The organism is Agrobacterium sp. 22-226-1 (genome assembly GCF_053522345.1).
Genome location: NZ_JBNWCP010000008.1, coordinates 242,868 through 259,317 on the forward strand (window position 1 = coordinate 242,868; position 16,450 = coordinate 259,317).

General features: G+C 60.1%; 15 protein-coding genes. 13 read left to right on the forward strand and 2 right to left on the reverse strand.

Features of this window, described 5'->3' with window-relative positions; genetic code table 11:
* Positions 1 to 405 precede the first annotated feature (405 nt).
* The 7 genes from uppW to ACQZ5K_RS16105 all read left to right on the forward strand — a co-directional run bounded on the left by uppW (position 406) and on the right by ACQZ5K_RS16105 (position 8,426).
* The gene (gene uppW, locus ACQZ5K_RS16075) at positions 406 to 1,776 is read left to right on the forward strand and encodes a Wzy-type polysaccharide biosynthesis protein UppW (RefSeq protein WP_448736472.1); all 1,371 of its coding nucleotides are present in this window, start codon (positions 406 to 408) and stop codon (positions 1,774 to 1,776) included.
* Positions 1,777 to 1,950: 174 nt separating this feature from the next.
* Positions 1,951 to 2,730, forward strand: coding sequence for an ABC transporter ATP-binding protein (locus ACQZ5K_RS16080; protein WP_020808861.1), 780 nt, complete (start codon positions 1,951 to 1,953; stop codon positions 2,728 to 2,730).
* 40 nt (positions 2,731 to 2,770) lie between these two features.
* A complete protein-coding gene (locus ACQZ5K_RS16085) occupies positions 2,771 to 3,541 on the forward strand; it encodes a transporter substrate-binding domain-containing protein (RefSeq protein WP_020808862.1) in 771 nt (256 codons plus the stop codon).
* A gap of 22 nt (positions 3,542 to 3,563) precedes the next feature.
* Positions 3,564 to 4,286, forward strand: coding sequence for an ABC transporter permease (locus ACQZ5K_RS16090; protein WP_448740816.1), 723 nt, complete (start codon positions 3,564 to 3,566; stop codon positions 4,284 to 4,286).
* A 12-nt stretch (positions 4,287 to 4,298) separates the two neighbouring features.
* Entirely contained in the window at positions 4,299 to 4,988 is a 690-nt protein-coding gene (locus ACQZ5K_RS16095; protein ID WP_448740817.1) for an ABC transporter permease, read from the forward strand.
* A 19-nt stretch (positions 4,989 to 5,007) separates the two neighbouring features.
* Positions 5,008 to 5,919 (forward strand): homocysteine S-methyltransferase family protein, encoded by a 912-nt coding sequence (locus ACQZ5K_RS16100; RefSeq protein WP_448740818.1) that lies wholly within the window; start codon positions 5,008 to 5,010, stop codon positions 5,917 to 5,919.
* Positions 5,920 to 6,479: 560 nt separating this feature from the next.
* Positions 6,480 to 8,426: a methyl-accepting chemotaxis protein gene (locus tag ACQZ5K_RS16105; protein ID WP_448740819.1), complete on the forward strand. Its 1,947-nt coding sequence runs from the start codon at positions 6,480 to 6,482 to the stop codon at positions 8,424 to 8,426.
* Positions 8,427 to 8,670: 244 nt separating this feature from the next.
* Here ACQZ5K_RS16105 and ACQZ5K_RS16110 read toward each other — a convergent pair whose 3' ends face one another.
* Complete coding sequence (locus ACQZ5K_RS16110) at positions 8,671 to 8,811, reverse strand: hypothetical protein (RefSeq protein ID WP_020808870.1); 141 nt, start codon at positions 8,809 to 8,811, stop codon at positions 8,671 to 8,673.
* Positions 8,812 to 9,071: 260 nt separating this feature from the next.
* Positions 9,072 to 9,704 (reverse strand): TetR/AcrR family transcriptional regulator, encoded by a 633-nt coding sequence (locus tag ACQZ5K_RS16115; protein ID WP_035236863.1) that lies wholly within the window; start codon positions 9,702 to 9,704, stop codon positions 9,072 to 9,074.
* Positions 9,705 to 9,779: 75 nt separating this feature from the next.
* On the opposite strand from ACQZ5K_RS16115, the gene ACQZ5K_RS16120 reads away from it, so the two are divergent.
* From ACQZ5K_RS16120 to ACQZ5K_RS16145, 6 genes are all read left to right on the forward strand, one after another.
* Positions 9,780 to 10,592, forward strand: coding sequence for an alpha/beta fold hydrolase (locus tag ACQZ5K_RS16120; protein WP_448740820.1), 813 nt, complete (start codon positions 9,780 to 9,782; stop codon positions 10,590 to 10,592).
* A gap of 78 nt (positions 10,593 to 10,670) precedes the next feature.
* Entirely contained in the window at positions 10,671 to 11,099 is a 429-nt protein-coding gene (locus ACQZ5K_RS16125; RefSeq protein WP_448740833.1) for a GFA family protein, read from the forward strand.
* A gap of 666 nt (positions 11,100 to 11,765) precedes the next feature.
* Positions 11,766 to 12,119: a DUF2958 domain-containing protein gene (locus ACQZ5K_RS16130; RefSeq protein ID WP_448740821.1), complete on the forward strand. Its 354-nt coding sequence runs from the start codon at positions 11,766 to 11,768 to the stop codon at positions 12,117 to 12,119.
* Positions 12,120 to 12,227: 108 nt separating this feature from the next.
* Positions 12,228 to 15,299, forward strand: coding sequence for an SNF2-related protein (locus tag ACQZ5K_RS16135; RefSeq protein ID WP_448740822.1), 3,072 nt, complete (start codon positions 12,228 to 12,230; stop codon positions 15,297 to 15,299).
* Positions 15,296 to 16,174: an abortive infection family protein gene (locus ACQZ5K_RS16140; RefSeq protein WP_448740823.1), complete on the forward strand. Its 879-nt coding sequence runs from the start codon at positions 15,296 to 15,298 to the stop codon at positions 16,172 to 16,174. Before ACQZ5K_RS16135 ends, ACQZ5K_RS16140 begins: the two co-directional genes overlap by 4 nt.
* On the forward strand, positions 16,171 to 16,374 hold the full coding sequence (locus tag ACQZ5K_RS16145; RefSeq protein WP_448740824.1) for a hypothetical protein: 204 nt from the start codon (positions 16,171 to 16,173) through the stop codon (positions 16,372 to 16,374). The genes ACQZ5K_RS16140 and ACQZ5K_RS16145 overlap by 4 nt, the downstream gene beginning before the upstream one ends.
* Positions 16,375 to 16,450: the final 76 nt, after the last annotated feature.

The following is a 16,450-nucleotide window of genomic DNA, read 5'->3' on the forward strand; positions in this document are numbered from 1 at the left end:
AGCGTATATTTGAATGTATTAATATAGATATAAAACCTGCAATCCGGTGGGCTAGAAAGTATCGGATTTGGAATAAATCATATTAATATCAATATATTAATCTGTATAAACCGCGTCGGTTGAGGTTAACAAAATACGCTCGAGCAAGCAACCTTTGGATGAAATATGGATAAATTTTTGTAGGCGATTTTTTGGGGCCTGGCGTCAAATTTGGCAAGCTTCCGTCTTGTCCTTTGTCTCCGGGCCCCGATTTCCCGAGGAAAAGCGCACAATCTCGGCGCTATTTTCCCGTGCATCATGGATAACTAAAAAATAGGATTTGCGCGGGATATTCGTATTATCGAATATGCGAAGCACGAGTTTCAATGCGGGTGGCTTCAGGAAAGAGGGAGAGAAAAACCCCTTATGGATGCAGCGCATGGCGAACAGGGGCGTGGCTACTGGCGGGACGCGTTGTTTTACGTGACGTTCCTGTTTTTCACGGTCGGCTTTTCGCCCTATATCTCGCTCTCATCGACCTATCAGGGCTCCGCCATGGCGGCCGGGTCCAACCTGCTCAACCAGTTGACCGCGATCATCCTGTTTTTCAGTTTCCTGGCTTTCATGGCGAAGGAGCGGTCGTTTTCCATCCTCTTCATGCCGCGCCTGCTGATGGCGGCGATTTTCGGCTGGTTTGTCCTGACCTCGCTTGCGGGCGAAGCGCCGCTATTTTCGCTCAGACGGCTGGTCATGTGCGCCATTATCTGCGTGCTTGCCGGCGGCTTCCTGCAACTGCCGCGCACCGAGCGGCATTTCACGACGCTGCTTGCCACATGCGCCCTGATCATATTGTTCCTGTGCTATTTCGGAATCACCGTGCTGCCCTCGCGCTCGATCCATCAGGCCAGCGATGCGCTGGAGCCGCTGCTGGCGGGGGACTGGCGCGGGGTTTTCCGCCATAAGAACGAGGCCGCCTCGGTCATGGCGGTATTGATTATCGTCGGTATTTATCTCTGCAAGCGTTGGTCCTTTATCGGCGGGCTGTCGGTGCTGTTGCTGTCGCTGGTCTTTCTGGTCAAGTCGGGCGGCAAGACCGCGCTCGGGCTGATGCCGATCATCATTGCGACAGGCTGGTTCATCCTGCGCTGGCCGCGCTGGCGTTATACGGTCGTGACCCTGTTTTTGGCGGTTTTCGCGCTGGTGACCGTCGGCACCACGGTCGATCCCGTCTTTTCGCAGATGCTGACGAAGCTCGGGCTCGACGCCAGCTTTACCGGCAGACGGGATATCTGGACCGTCGCCATCGATTACATCCGCCAAAGCCCGCTTCTGGGATACGGCTATCAGGCCTTCTGGCGCAGCGACGCCCTGATGTCGAGTTTCACCGAGAACAATACCTGGGCGACGACCGCGCCGGATTCGCACAATGGTTATTTCGACCTTCTGCTGGCCGGCGGCGTGCCGGGGCTGGTGCTGGTGATGGTGTGGATTTATCTCCTGCCGCTGCACTATCTCGGCAAAATGAACGAGGCCACGCGCAACAGTCCGCTGACGCGGCTTTATGTCGGCGTATGGCTTTATGTGCTGCTCTACGGCTTTCTGGAAACGCTGTTTTTCCTCAGCACCGGCTTCGTCTGGTTTTTCCTCATCGTCGCCGTGATGGGCCTGCATCTTCAGGCCAATGCCAGCCTCGTGGAGGACGAGGCGGAGGGGGAACCGGAGAGAGCCGGCGGTGGAGCGGGCATTGCCCCGGCACCGCTGCGGGGGCAGGCTTCCCCTGTCGTTCGCTCCAGGTGATATTTTGAAATGATTTTTCGTTGCAAATATGTAAAAGAGCCGATTGTTGCGCGCGTCTGCGGCTATTTTCGCTAAACATGCGCGGCTCAAGTCTTTGTTATTGTGCACGTCGCACCGCGAAACCCCGGCTATTGGCGCGGCGGCACTCAAAAAACGGATCGGCTAGGTCAATCGATGGCAGATACAGGCGCCTGCGCGCTCGAGGCGGATGACATCCACAAGAGCTTCGGCACGCATGAGGTTTTGAAGGGCGTTTCGCTGCAAGCCCACAAGGGCGATGTCATCTCGATCATCGGTTCCTCCGGTTCCGGCAAAAGCACCTTTCTGCGCTGCATGAATTTCCTCGAAACGCCGGATCGCGGCCGCGTCATCGTCAATGGCGAGGAAATCGCCACGAAAACCGGCCGCGACGGCAAGGCCGTGCCGAAAAGCTGGCGGCAGGTGGAAAAACTGCGCACCGGCCTTGGCATGGTGTTCCAGAATTTCAATCTCTGGGCCCATCGCACCGTTCTCGAAAACGTCATCGAGGCGCCCGTTCATGTTCTCGGCGTCAGGCGGCAGGAGGCGGTCGAAAAAGCCGAAGCCCTGCTGAACAAGGTCGGGCTTTATGACAAGAAAAACGCCTATCCGGCATTCCTGTCCGGCGGGCAGCAGCAGCGCGCCGCCATTGCGCGCGCGCTCTGCATGGAGCCGGCGGTGATGCTGTTCGACGAACCCACTTCGGCGCTCGATCCCGAACTGGTGGGCGAGGTTCTGAAGGTCATTCGCGATCTGGCCGAGGAAGGCCGCACCATGCTGCTCGTCACCCACGAAATGCGCTTTGCGCGCGATGTATCCTCGCAGGTCGTGTTTCTGCATCAGGGCCGGGTGGAGGAGGCGGGGCCGCCGGCGCAGGTGTTCGGAAACCCCTTGAGCGCCCGATGCCGGGAATTTACCGGCGCGCTTGCCAATTGACCCTTTTGCCCGACAGTCCGTTTTAACAGGAGAGACTTGAATGAAATTCTTCGCCACGCTGCTTGCCGGAACGGCATTTGCGTTTTCCGCCTTCACGGCCAGCGCCGAGGTGCGCTTCGGCATTATGAACGAGGCCTACCCGCCCTTCTTCGCCAAGGATGCCAGCGGCAAGTGGCAGGGCTGGGAAATCGACCTCATGGACGCCGTCTGCGCGGAAATGAAGGAAAAATGCTCGATCGTGGAACTCTCCTGGGATGGCCTCATCCCGGCGCTGCAGACGAAGAAATTCGACGTTATCTGGTCATCCATGTCGAACACGGAAGAGCGTCAGAAGATCATCGATTTCACCGATAAATATTACAACACACCGAGCAAGCTGATTGGCGCCAAGGGCGAAAAGGCGGGTGCGACGGCCGAGGACGTCAAGGGCAAGACCATCGGCATTCAGGTGGCCACTATCCAGTCCGAATATTACAAGAAATATTTCGCCGGTGTCGCCGATGAGAAGACCTATCAGACGCTGGACGAGGCGTTTCAGGATCTCGCGGCCGGCCGTATCGACTACGTCTTCGGCGACTCCATCGTTCTCGACGCTTTCGTGAAGAGCGATGCGGGCAAGGATTGCTGCGCCGACATGGGCGATGTCGCCGACGACAAGGAAATCCTCGGTCTCGGCGTTTCGGGCGGCCTGCGCAAGGAAGACACCGAACTCAAGGCCAAGCTGAATGCGGCAATCGCCGCCGTGCGCGCCAGCGGCAAATATGACGAGATCACCAGGAAGTATTTCAGCTTCAATATTTACGGGCAGTAATTCGGTCTGATCGGTCACGCATATGGCAAGCCTTGAAACCACGTTGCAACTTCTGTCTCCCTATCCTCCGGGATGGGGCGGCACCCTGTTGAAGGGTGCGGCATCGACGCTCGCCATTTCCGCCGGCGCCTATCTGATCGGCCTTGCCATTGGCATGGCCGGGGCGCTTGGCAAGCTTTCGGGCAACAGGCCTCTTGGCCTGCTGCTCAACCTCTATACCACCGCGATCCGCGCCGTTCCCGAGCTGATCCTCATCGTCGGGCTTTATTATGCCGGTACGGACGGCCTCAACCGGCTGCTGCTGCTGGCCGGCATGCCGCCGCTGGAGGTGAACGGTTTCGTCGCTGCCGTTGCGGTTCTGGGTTTCGTGCAGGGGGCCTATATGACCGAGGTGCTGCGCGGGGCGATCCTTGCCATTCCGAGCGGCCAGATCGAGGCGGCGCGCGCTTTCGGCATGTCGCCGGCCTTACGGTTCCGCCGGGTGGTCTTGCCGGCGCTTTTGCCGAACGCCTTGCCGGGGCTCGGCAATCTCTGGCTTGCGGTGACCAAGGACAGCGCCCTGGTGGCGGTCGTCGGTTATCAGGAACTGGCGCTGGCGACGCGTCTCGCCGGGGCCAGCACCAAGCAATATTTCCTGTTCTTCCTTGCCGCCGCCCTGCTTTACCTTGCCATCACGCTTGTTTCGAACCTCGTTTTTTCGCTGATCGAACGCAGCGTGCGGCGCGGCCAGCCGGCCCTGGCCTGAGGAGGGGACGGCATGGATTTTTCTTGGGTCGCGAAATATTGGCCGCTGCTTCTTTCGGGTGCATGGCAGACGGTGGCGCTGCTCGTCATCTCCGTCAGCATCGGGTTTCTCCTCGCCATCGGGCTTGCGTTTGCGCAGGTGAGCGGCGGGCGGGTGACGAAAATCCTGGCGCGGGCCTATTGCACCTTCTTCCGGGGCACGCCGCTGCTCATCCAGCTCTGGCTGCTTTATTACGGTGTCGGCTCGCTTCTGCCGATGATCCCCGGCCTGCGCCAGAGCTTCATGTGGCCGGTGCTGCGCGAAGGGTTCTTCTTTGCGGCCGTCAGCTTCACGCTGAATTATGCGGCCTATGAGGCGGAAGTTCTGCGCGGCGCGCTGCTGGCGGTGCCGAAAGGCGAGCTGGAGGCGGGCAGGGCGTTCGGCATGGGCCGTTTCACCCTCATTCGCCGGATCTGGCTGCCGCGCGCCATCCGCATCGCGCTGCCGACCATTGCCGGCGAGGTGGTGATGCAGCTTAAAGCCACGCCGCTTGCTTTCACCGTGACGGTGATGGACCTCTACGCCGTCGCCTACAAGGTGCGGCAGGATACGCTTCTGGTCTATGAACCGCTGGTCGTCGTCACCGTCTTTTATCTCATTCTCACCGCCATCATCGCCCGCTGTTTCGGCCTTGTCGAACAGCAGGTGCCGGTCAGGCGATAAACATTCAGGGAGTATGACCATGAGCACAATCCGTATCCTCGACGGCGGCATGAGCCGCGAATTGCAGCGGCTCGGGGCAGAGCTGAAACAGCCGGAATGGTCGGCGCTGGCGCTTATCGACGCGCCCGATATCGTTCGGCAGGTGCATGCGGAATTCATCGAAGCCGGCGCCGATGTCGTCACCACCAATTCTTATGCGCTGGTGCCCTTCCACATCGGCGAAGAGCGTTTCCAGAAGGATGGCGCATCGCTGATCGCCCTTTCGGGCAGGCTGGCGCGCGAGGCGGCGGATGCTTCCGGCCGCAAGGTGCTGGTGGCGGGTTCGCTGCCGCCGATCTTCGGTTCCTATGAGCCGCAGAATTTCGATGCGGGCCGGGTGCAGGCCTATCTGAAGGTGCTGGTCGACAATCTTGCGCCTCATGTCGATGTCTGGCTCGGCGAGACGCTCAGCCTGATAGCCGAGGGCGAAGCGGTGCGCGAGGCCGTTGCCGCGACCGGCAAACCGTTCTGGATTTCCTTCACGCTTAACGACGATGCGGCTGCGGCCGGCGGCGAGCCTGCGCTTCGCTCCGGTGAAACGGTCAGGGCCGCCGCCGAATGGGCGGCGCAATCGGGTGCCGCCGCCCTTCTGTTCAATTGCAGCAAGCCGGAAGTCATGAAGGCCGCCGTCGAGACGGCCGCCGCCGTCTTCGCGGAAAAGACTGTGTCGCTGGAAATCGGCGTCTACGCCAATGCCTTCGAAGGCGAACAGGGCGATTCCGCCGCCAATGAAGGGCTGCATGGCACGCGCGCCGATCTGACCGGCGATGTCTATTCCCGTTTTGCCTGCTCCTGGGCGGATGCGGGCGCGACCATGATCGGCGGCTGCTGCGGCATTGGTGCGGCGCATATCCACACGGTTGCGACAGCGCTGCGGCGCGCGGCCGCCTGAACGCCCGGCATCACTTTTGACGCCACGTTCTGCCGACGCTTCGGATGTTGTCCGGCAGCATTGCGGGATACGCCATCTGGATTTTCAATCTGGCCGGGACGCTGGCGCGCGGGGCCAGCGTGACCGCCATTTTGCAGCGATGTGCGGCCTGCGAAGGGCCGGCCTTTCGTGCCGGGCGGTGGACGGCGGGTCTCCCGGGCAAAAACATCCGTGCTTTGCCCGCCGTCGTGAAGGAATTATAAAGTTTTTGACTATAATCATTGTATTGGAAAATAAACCGGATGAGACGGCTGAAAGTTTACATGCTTCCGCCTTTTTCCGGCAATTCGGCTTGGCGTCCCGCCTGCTGGCGGGCCACCGCGCCAACCGTGGTGAGCGGCCTCCCCGTATTTGAAGGGACGGGCAGCTTTCTGCGGCGCATGCATGATGCAGATGCGGCCAGAGCCTATGATGTGGCTAGCGAAGTCTCGATGATCGGGGCGTTCGACGTGCAATGTCAGTCTTGCCAAACACCTCCGGCACGGGGAAGGAGCGGTTTTTTCAATGACGTGAGGCTTTCCGTGTCTTTTCTTCAAAACGCCAGTATCCGCACCAAAATCCTGTCGCTCATTCTCCCGCTCTGCATCGTCGGCCTTGGCGCCGCCGCCTTCATGTCCACCCGCTACAAGGAAGCGGACACGACCTACTCGCTCTTTATCACCAACGACAACGCCGCTCTGGTGGAGCTTGCGCGTGCCAACCGAAATCTGGTTGCCCTGGCTTATGGCGCCTATCAGGTCATGGCTTATGACGCGAACGGGGCGGAGATAAAGGCCGCCAAGCAGGCCTACAGTGACAGCAAGGGCGCGCTCCTGCAGCGTTTCAATAATGTGAAGACTGTTTTTCCCGAAGAGTCCGCCGCCATGGACGCCTTCGTTGCGCAGTCGCAGGCCATAACCGCCATGACGGACAAGGCTGTCGAACTTGGTATGGCAAACCGTAATGAAGAATCCGCTGCCCAGCTGCTCAAGGCGGACGCCTCCATTCAGGCGACTTCGGTTGCCCTGACGGCGCTGCTGGACAAGCTCGCCAAGGGCGTCGGCGAGCGAAGCGACGAACTGACGGACCAGACCAATTCGACCATCTTCACCTCGCTGTTGGTTGTCGGCATCGCTTTTACGGCCGGCATCATTCTGGCGCTGTTCGTGGCGTCCCGCGGCATCACAACCCCTATCGCCCGCCTGCGCGAGCGCATGGTGTCGCTTGCCGGCGGCGAGACGGCGACGGAAATCGACGGCATGGCGCGCCGGGATGAAGTGGGCCAGATGGCGAAGGCCGTGCAGGTCTTCCGCGAAAACGCCATCGAGCGCATTCGTCTCGAACAGGAAACCGAAGCCAATCGCAGCCTCTCGGAGAAAGACCGGATGGAGCGCGAGCAGCAAAAGGCAAGGGAAGCGGCCGACGTCAAGTTCGCCGTCGACAATCTCGCAGCCGGTCTCGCGAAGCTTTCGGAAGGCGATGTTTCCTATCGCATCGGTCAGCCGTTCACCGCCACGCTCGACGCCGTTCGCAACGATTTCAACATGTCTGCCGAAAAGCTGCAGGCGGCTCTGACCAAGGTGGCTGAGAACGCCAGCGGCATCGGCGCGGGTGCGGACGAGATCAAATCTGCCGCCGATGATCTGGCCAAGCGCACCGAGCAGCAGGCTGCGGCCGTGGAGGAAACCGCCGCCGCTCTGGAAGAAATCACCACGACGGTCAGGGATTCCACCAAGCGTGCGCAGGAGGCGGGCCTGATCGTCAGCCGTGCCAAGGCGGGCGCCGAACAATCCGGCGATGTGGTGCGCCGCGCCGTCGTCGCCATGGAGCAGATTGCGAAATCCGCCAATGAGATCAGCAACATTATCGGCGTCATCGACGAAATCGCCTTTCAGACCAACCTTCTGGCGCTGAATGCCGGCGTGGAAGCCGCGCGTGCGGGCGAGGCCGGCAAGGGTTTTGCCGTCGTCGCACAGGAAGTGCGCGAGCTTGCCCAGCGCTCCGCCCATGCCGCCAAGGAGATCAAGGCGCTGATCACCACCTCGAACGATCAGGTGCAGCAGGGCGTTCAGCTGGTGGGCGACACCGGCAGGGCGCTGGCGACCATCGTTTCGGAAGTGCAGGAAATCAACCGGCACGTCGTCTCCATCGTGGAGGCCGCGCAGGAACAGTCTTCCGGACTGCAGCAGATCAACACGGCTGTCAACCAGATGGACCAGGACACGCAGAAAAATGCGGCCATGGTGGAAGAAACCAATGCCGCAAGCCACAGCCTCGCCAAGGAAGTGGCGTCTCTCAACCAGCTGCTCTCCCAGTTCCGGCTTGCCGACGGCGCCCATCAGCCAAAGAGCCAGCCTGCGCCGGTCCGCAGCGCCGGCGGTAACGACAGATATGTGGCGTCCCCGGTCCGCGCGCTGGGCCGCAAGATCGCCTCGGCGTTTTCGGGCAACGCCGCCGTCGATACGAAGGGCGACTGGCAGGAGTTCTGAGCGGCGATCCGTTTCCAACATGCGTTTCGGCGGGGAGGCATCCCCGCCGGCGTTCAACGACGATGCGGCGCAATCGAAAGCCGTTCTGGCAAAATCGATGTCCACCGTGCGAAACGCAACATCTTCGCGACGGCTAAATCATCCGCATCGGCAACCATCGCCATGGGGTTCCCCGGCACCGGTTCACGCGCGAAAACATCCACCTGCTGAAATCTGAAATTTTCGCTGCCCGACCGGCGGGTACTTACGGTCCGCTGGGGCCCTTTTCCTTCTTCGCCTGATCGTGATGCCACTTGATGGCGAAGAACATGCCCGTGCCCAACACGATAATCTTGAACGGAAAGAAGACCAAGGGGAACAAATCTACCCAATCCCAATCCATCATTTGAGCATTTCCAGTCTGTTGCTTGATACAATCTATCGAGGACAGGGCTACCTCAAAACTGTTGCTTCAACAACGCCAATTCATGCACGCGGGCAGGGTCTTTTTGACGCAGCCCGAGCCGGATCGTTTCATCCGGGGCTCTTGAAGCTTACCCTCGATATGTTTCCTGTGATTGTTTCAGGGGTAGTGTGAAACGCTGAAGCCCCCGAGAAATGGCGCGCCGCGCCGGGTGATGATGATCGCGCTCTGATCGATCTCGCTCACGTCCCTTCCTCCGCAACGCGAAACAGAAGCCGAATATACCGCTCCAAATGAGCAAGACTTTCGCGCGCCAGCTCCGCGTCATTCCCCGCCTTCGCAAGGACAAATCCTCCTTGGATAACAGTCTGCGTGTATCGAGCCAAACTTTCGGCAGTCCAATCGTCCGTAACACCGCGCTGATGGCGGGCCAGTTCAATGTCGGCCTCTAGCGTCGATGCATGACCGAACATGCTGGCTCCGCACGCATCGCGGATGCTGGGGAAGGTCATGTAGGTCTCTTGAGCCATCGTTCCGACCAGACAGCTGGACTCCGCAAGATTCTCCGTGATGATCGCTCTGCGAAAAGCGACATAGGCAAGCACCCGCCCCAACGCGTCGGGAGGGTGATGATAGGGAGCCGCGGCGAAAAAGTCCGAGGTGGTTCTGCTCCAAAATTCCGCAGCTGCAACTCCCAGGGCTTCCTTGCTGCCGAAGCTGTGGAAGAATGCTCCTTTGGTTACCTCAGCCGCCTTGCAAAGATCATCAATGCTCGCCGAGGCGAAGCCTTTGGCGCGGATGGTGTCGCTTGCAGCTTTCAGGAGCCGGGCTCGGGCATCACCGCGCTCGGGAGCATGTTTGGTTGGCCTTGACATGTAAATATTCATACCTTACGGTCGGTATTTGTCAATGGTATAGCGCGCATAACTCTCGAAAACACGGAATTCGATATGAGTTTATATGACGACGACCTTACCCGGTTTGCCGAGCATGGAGCCGTCCTTCTCCCCGCTCCCGATCGAGAGGATCGCGTGGAGCATGACGGAGCGCTGATCTGGTATGCGTCATTTGGCAGTGGTCCTCCCGTCATCCTGTTGCACGGCGGACTCGGCCACAGCGGCAATTGGGGATATCAGGTGCCGGCCTTGGTAGCAGCGGGCCACCGCGTCGTGACGATCGACAGTCGCGGGCATGGCCGCAGCACCCGCGATGATAGGCCATATTCTTATGAACTCATGGCTTCTGACGTCGTGGCTGTGATGGACCACCTTTCGCTCGACAAGGCTGCCTTCGTCGGCTGGAGTGACGGTGCCTGCGTCGCTCTGGTACTTGCCTCCAAGGCACCAGCACGCGTGGCAGGCGTCTTCTTTTTTGCCTGCAACATGGATCCTGGTGGCACAAAGCAGATCGAACCGAGTCCGCTTCTCGATCGCTGCTTCAGTCGACACAGGAAAGACTACGCCATGCTCTCCACCACGCCAGCCGACTTCGACCGGTTCGTCAGCGCGGTGGGGCTGATGATGCGAACCCAGCCGAACTATACCAAAGAGGACCTTGGCGCTATCGAGGTGCCGGTGATCGTCGCGCTCGGCGAGCATGACGAATTCATCAAGCGAGAGCATGCCAACTACCTGGCTGACGCTATTCCGGGGGCGGAATTAATCATTTTGCCCGGCGTTAGTCACTTTGCGCCGCTACAGCGTTCGGACGAATTCAACGCGATGGTCCTTGCCTTCATAGCCAAGGTATCGATCTCGGGTTAGGACCGATGACCATTGGCTGGCGGTCGCAGCGACGCAGCCGTCTGCGAGGAGTCAATGATCACGACTGCGGAGAAAGAGATGAGCGGGAAGAACCGTAAGCGCCGATTGCTGGGGAGCTGCTTATGCCAAAAAGTCTGCTATCAGGTCACCGACGCGTTCATCTTCGCAGCAAACTGTCATTGTGGAGCTTGTCGCCGCACAACGGGGTCCGCGTTCAAGGCATTCGCCCGCATTCACGGCGAAGAACTCACTGTCATTCGGGGTGAAAGGGAAATCTCCTCATTCGCGAAAGGCCAGTTCAACGATGAGCATTGCAAAACATGCGGTCCCCTGCTGTTCTCTCGCGTTGACGGAGGGTTCGTTCACGTCACGATGGGGACGCTGATCGATGCTCCGTCGACTTCACCGACGGACCACATCTTCGTCGGCTCGAAAGCGCCCTGGTTCACCATCACAGACGCACTGCCCCAGCACGAAGGACACGTGACGCGGAAGGAAGCCGATTAGGCTTGAAGCATGGACCAGTTTCCAGCCGGCGGGCCCCACACCTGTAGGGCACGGTCACCGCTGTACTGGCCTCTCGTGGCTGCGTGCGGATCATGGAGCCGGTTGATCACTCTACCCTGCACGAGGTCGCCTGAGATTAAGTGCAGTCTTAGGGTAGTGGGCGGCCGGAGCACGGCTGACATGCGCGTGCATAGCGGTCGTCCAAAACCCATATCCCACATTTGCGCAGGGTCAAAATCGACTATTCGACCAGAAACGTTTCAAACTTTTTCATCGCCAAACGCCCCCGTTTCCACACTTTTTCGTGCGGTGGTCGTTCGCGTTCTTTGCACGGGCGCACATTCGGCGGTTATCGACGGCCCTAGAGGGTAGTCGGTGGTATTTGGCGCGCCGCACCGGGTGATGATGAGAACTATGTCTACTCCATAGCTATCTAAGGCCCTCCTTTTGCGAGAATTGGGGCTTGCTGATCTCCGGTCTCGGCATTGGTCAGCTTGCCTCCTTTCATGTCCTTCCCGACGAGGACTATCGGAATGCTGGCCGCCGCCGCGGCGCAGTCAAGCCCGGCCCGCGCCAAACCGTGTTGGGCCTGACAGCGGCGCTCGATTGCGTCGGCCTGACGCCTCCTCGCCCTCGATTGGAGGGTGACACCGAATGGAGGCAATCATGGCCGAACCGCTCATCACCGAAAGCCAACTCGCCCAACTCCTCGCAAACGGCGCGCGCAGCGCCGCCGGCGAGGACATCGACCCACGCCCCATCGTCAAGCTCTTCACGCCCAATGCCGGCGCAACATGGCTCATCACCGAAGTCGATCCCGCCGACCCCGACCGTCTGTTCGGTCTCTGCGATCTCGGCTTGGGCGAACCGGAACTCGGCTACGTCAGCCTGTCTGAGATCCAGTCCGTGCGTGGCAAGCTCGGCCTGCCGATCGAACGCGACCTGTATTTCACCGCCGAATATCGGCTGAGCCTTTATGCGAAGCGCGCACGCGACGCGGGCAGGATCGTAACCGATTGATCCTTCGTCATTGCGCCCCGCCTTCGGGTGGGGCGCTTTCGCACCAACTTCTCCAATTTTCTCCAATTTTCTCTTGCTGTCGGCAAGGAATCGCGGCATCATTCCGACATGCTGGAAAATATTCTGACAATCCGGGAGGTCGCGGATCTCCTCAAGATCAACGAGAAGACGGTCTACAAGCTGGCCGCCGACGCCAAGATTCCCGGAGTCAAGGTCGGCGGATCCTGGCGCTTTGATCGCGCGACCATCACTCGTTGGATCGAAAAGGGAGCGGCTCCAGCCAATGAAGGGCCTCGACCCGAAACGGAACCAGAAACGAGGTCCCAAGGCCGCGCGACACTCGCGTCGGCCTACTACTCCCCACAGCAGGCAGCCTTCTTCGCGCATCGCCTGACGTTGGAGGGCACAGGCGAGGACGCCCTCGCGCAGTCGCTTTCCACCGCTCGCGTCGATATGAACCCGCACCAGGTGGACGCCGCCCTGTTCGCGCTGGCGTCGCCGCTCTCCAAGGGGGTGCTGCTGGCCGATGAGGTCGGACTCGGCAAGACCATCGAGGCCAGCCTGGTCATCGCCCAGCGTTGGGCAGAGCGCCGCCGCCGCATCCTGCTGATCGTGCCCGCCTCGCTGCGCAAGCAATGGAGCCAGGAGCTTTACGACAAGTTCTCGCTGCCTTCCGTCATCGTGGAGAGCAAGACCTACAATGAGGCGCGCAAGGCAGGCGTGGCCCGCCCCTTCGACCAGAAGGACAAAATCGTCATCACGTCCTACGAGTTCGCCGCTCTCAAGGACTCCGAAATCGCGCGCGGCGGCTGGGATTTGGTCGTGTTCGACGAAGCGCATCGTCTGCGAAACGTCTATAAGAAGGACGGCTCGACGCGCGCCAAGCGACTGCGCGACGCCACCAAATCCTCCTTCAAGGTGCTGCTGACGGCCACGCCGCTACAAAACTCCCTTATGGAGCTTTATGGCCTCGTCTCCGTCGTGGACGAGCGCCACTTCGGCGATGAAGCCTCGTTCCGCAGCCAGTATGTGGCGGGGCCGGGCGCAAGGAACGGCCTCGTGTTCCTGCGCAAACGGCTGGAGCCGATTTGCAAGCGCACGCTGCGCCGCCAGGTCCAGCAGGCGGGCCTCATCCGCTACACCGAACGCCGTCCGTTTACCGTGCAGTTCGATCCCTCACCGGACGAAATGCGCCTCTACACTGGGGTGTCGGCCTATCTGCAACGCACCGACACCATCGCTTTCGGAAACAAGCCCAACCAGCTTGTGACGATGGTGGTGCGGAAAATCCTCGGGTCATCCACCTTCGCGGTCGCCGAAACCCTCACCAAGATCATCGACCGCCTCAAGCAGATGCGGCCGGTCGATATTGAAACCGTCGCCGACTACGACGTGATCGACGAGGACGCCGAGGAGCTTGGGGATAGCGAGGACACGGACGCCGAGCCGCTTATCGACCCCAAGAAGCTGGAAGCCGAAATCGCCGAGCTTGAGGGCTACCGCACGCTGGCGCTCGTCATCGGCCAGAACGCCAAGGGCTTGGAACTGGTCAAGGCGCTACCGAAAGTCCTCGATGAAATCGTCGCCAAGGGCGGCCAGCGCAAGGCGGTGATCTTCACCGAGTCAGTGCGTACCCAAGGGTATCTCGCCGAGCTTCTCGCCGCCAACGGCTACAGCAACGACGTCGCCCTGCTCAATGGCCAGAACAACGATCCCGCCAGCAAGGCGATCTATCAGGACTGGCTGGCGCGCCATAAAGGCTCCGACGCCGTATCCGGCTCGAAAACCGCCGACATGAAAGCCGCCATCGTCGAAGCCTTCAAAGATGGCAAGAGCATCCTGATCGCCACCGAATCCGGCGCGGAAGGCATCAACCTACAATTCTGCTCGCTGCTCATCAATTTCGACCTGCCGTGGAACCCGCAGCGGGTGGAGCAGCGCATTGGCCGCTGCCACCGCTACGGCCAGAAAATCGACGTCACCGTCGTCAATTTCCTCAACCTGAAAAACCACGCCGAACGGCGGGTGCATCAGCTTCTCGACGAGAAGTTCAACCTGTTCAAGGGAGTGTTCGGCGCGAGCGACGAAGTGCTGGGCGTGATCGAGCGCGGCGTGGACATCGAGCGGCGCATCTTCGAGATCGTGCAAAGCGCCCGCGACGAGGCGCAGATCAACATGGCCTTCGACCAGCTCCAAGACGAGCTTCAAGCGCAGATCAACGAGCAGGTGCTCGACGCGCGGCGGCGGCTTCTGGAGAATATGGACGAACGGGTGATCGACCGCCTGAAAGCCCGCGATCAGGAAATCGTCCAGCGCCTCTCCGAGTTCGAGCGCCAGCTTCTTTACGTGGCGCGCGCCGAGCTTCCCGACGCGCGTTTCCACCCCGACAATGAGCGCCGCTTCGATTATCGCGGCGAAACCTTTACCACTGAATGGCCGCTGGCCGACGAGAAGGGCTGGAAATTCTTCCGCCTTCTGGAGGGCACGCTGGCGACCAGTCTGGTCAACAGTGCCAAGGGACGCCGCTTCGATGCGCCATCCTGCCTGCGCTTCGATCTTGCCGCCTATCCTGGCGGACGGCTGGCCGACGTGGAGCAATTGCGCGGCAAGGCCGGATGGGCGCGAGTCGGCAAGCTCCACATCGAGACGCCCAAGATCACCCGCGAGTATCTGGTGCTTTCCGTCGTCGCCGACGACGGCACCACCGTCCACACTGAAACCTTCGAGCGCCTGTTCCATGTGCCTGCGAAGAACGAGCCCGTGGACGGCGCCGCACCCGAAGAACAGTTGAAGGCGGCCGAGGCAGAGCGGCGTAAAGCGTTGCTCAACGAGGCCGAGCAGCAGAACGCCGAGTGGCTCGACCTTGAAAGCGAAAAGCTCGACGACTACGCAGCGGACCTGGAACGGGCCTTCGAGACGGAAATCAAAACCGTCGAAACAGAAATCCGCGAGGCCAAGAAGGCGATGCGCGGCTCCAATCTGGCGATGGCTGACAAGGTGGCCGAGAAGCGCCGCATCAGCGGGCTTGAAGGCAAGCGCGACAAGCTGAAAGCCGAGTTCTTCGACCGCCGCGCCACCATCCGCGCCGAGGTCGAGGCCATGCTCGACCAGATTCAGGAAAGCCTGAAACTCGAACCTGCCCTGACGGACCTGTTCACCATCCGGTGGGAGGTGGCATGAACATCTCGCATCGGACGATAACCGCGTTAGCGGAGATCATTACGGGAGACGGGCCGCGTGGCTCGGCCACTAAGCTCTCTCCCTACCGAACGCTCGGTAAGATTACGGACTTCTTCCGGGATTTTGGCGAGCGGGACTTGCATCCCAGCTCCGGCGCGCCCTCTCGTTTTGCCTACACAAAGGAGAAGCTGGAGAAATTCAACGGCACGGAGCAGATGAACCGTATAATCTGCAACGCACTCGATTTCTGGGGGGAAGATGGACTCGACCCACAGCACGCGGGCGCTCACCTCAATACATTCCTCAAACGCGATGGCTACGAGGTTGTCGTCGAGGAACGGTATCTCCGCATGGCCGGAGATACTGCTGAAACTGAGCCATATTTTGTTGTCCGGTCCCTTCGCTCAGCAATCGTCGCCTCGCCTTCACTTATCAAATTGTCAGAGGAATCGATCACTGAGCACATCGCAAAGGCGCGGCAAAAGATCGAAGCAGGCGACCATGCCGGGGCCATCGCCAGCGCCTACACGCTGGTCGAGGAGTTCCTGAAACAGCTCCTTCGCAAAACCGGGACCGCCTTCAACGAGAACGAGGGCGACATTCGTGCGCTCTACAAGCTCCTTGCCGAACCGCTGCATCTCGTGCCGAAGAACGACTCCTTGGAAAGCTACCTGAAAGCCATCCTAGAGGGGCTGCAACGCCAGATCGGCGGCCTGTTCGAGCTTGCCAACAAGGCCAGCGACCGGCACGCCCGGAAGTACAACCCAGCGCCTCACCATGCGCGGCTTGCAGTCAATGTGGCCTTCACGCTCTGCGAGTTCCTGCTGGAATCCTACGAGTACCAACAAAAACGAGAAGAAAGGATGGCGTCATGAGCGGGCGGAAACAACGGCTGGAACTGACTTGGATCGGCAAGAACGAACGCCCGCACCTGGAGCCGCGCATCCTGCTGGAGGACGAAAGTATATCCTACCACGCCAAGGCGCACGTAACCGACAACGACATCTTCGACAACATCCTGATCCATGGCGACAACCTGCTCGCGCTCAAAGTGTTGATTTCCACTGAGAACTGACCCGGTAGCCCAGGATATTTCCATCGAGAATTGACCCATGTTTGAACCTTGCCCTGCGTGTTTTCAGCGGGGGCTA

Bases quoted from the DNA above. Each gene is read 5' to 3' on its own strand.
- ACQZ5K_RS16120 (WP_448740820.1), top strand. From the start codon at position 9,780: ATGAGTTTATATGACGACGACCTTACCCGGTTTGCCGAGCATGGAGCC.
- ACQZ5K_RS16090 (WP_448740816.1), top strand. From the start codon at position 3,564: ATGGCAAGCCTTGAAACCACGTTGCAACTTCTGTCTCCCTATCCTCCG.
- ACQZ5K_RS16110 (WP_020808870.1), bottom strand. From the start codon at position 8,811: ATGATGGATTGGGATTGGGTAGATTTGTTCCCCTTGGTCTTCTTTCCG.
- ACQZ5K_RS16115 (WP_035236863.1), bottom strand. From the start codon at position 9,704: ATGTCAAGGCCAACCAAACATGCTCCCGAGCGCGGTGATGCCCGAGCC.
- ACQZ5K_RS16085 (WP_020808862.1), top strand. From the start codon at position 2,771: ATGAAATTCTTCGCCACGCTGCTTGCCGGAACGGCATTTGCGTTTTCC.
- ACQZ5K_RS16125 (WP_448740833.1), top strand. From the start codon at position 10,671: ATGAGCGGGAAGAACCGTAAGCGCCGATTGCTGGGGAGCTGCTTATGC.
- uppW (WP_448736472.1), top strand. From the start codon at position 406: ATGGATGCAGCGCATGGCGAACAGGGGCGTGGCTACTGGCGGGACGCG.
- ACQZ5K_RS16100 (WP_448740818.1), top strand. From the start codon at position 5,008: ATGAGCACAATCCGTATCCTCGACGGCGGCATGAGCCGCGAATTGCAG.
- ACQZ5K_RS16130 (WP_448740821.1), top strand. From the start codon at position 11,766: ATGGCCGAACCGCTCATCACCGAAAGCCAACTCGCCCAACTCCTCGCA.
- ACQZ5K_RS16080 (WP_020808861.1), top strand. From the start codon at position 1,951: ATGGCAGATACAGGCGCCTGCGCGCTCGAGGCGGATGACATCCACAAG.
- ACQZ5K_RS16145 (WP_448740824.1), top strand. From the start codon at position 16,171: ATGAGCGGGCGGAAACAACGGCTGGAACTGACTTGGATCGGCAAGAAC.
- ACQZ5K_RS16140 (WP_448740823.1), top strand. From the start codon at position 15,296: ATGAACATCTCGCATCGGACGATAACCGCGTTAGCGGAGATCATTACG.
- ACQZ5K_RS16095 (WP_448740817.1), top strand. From the start codon at position 4,299: ATGGATTTTTCTTGGGTCGCGAAATATTGGCCGCTGCTTCTTTCGGGT.
- ACQZ5K_RS16135 (WP_448740822.1), top strand. From the start codon at position 12,228: ATGCTGGAAAATATTCTGACAATCCGGGAGGTCGCGGATCTCCTCAAG.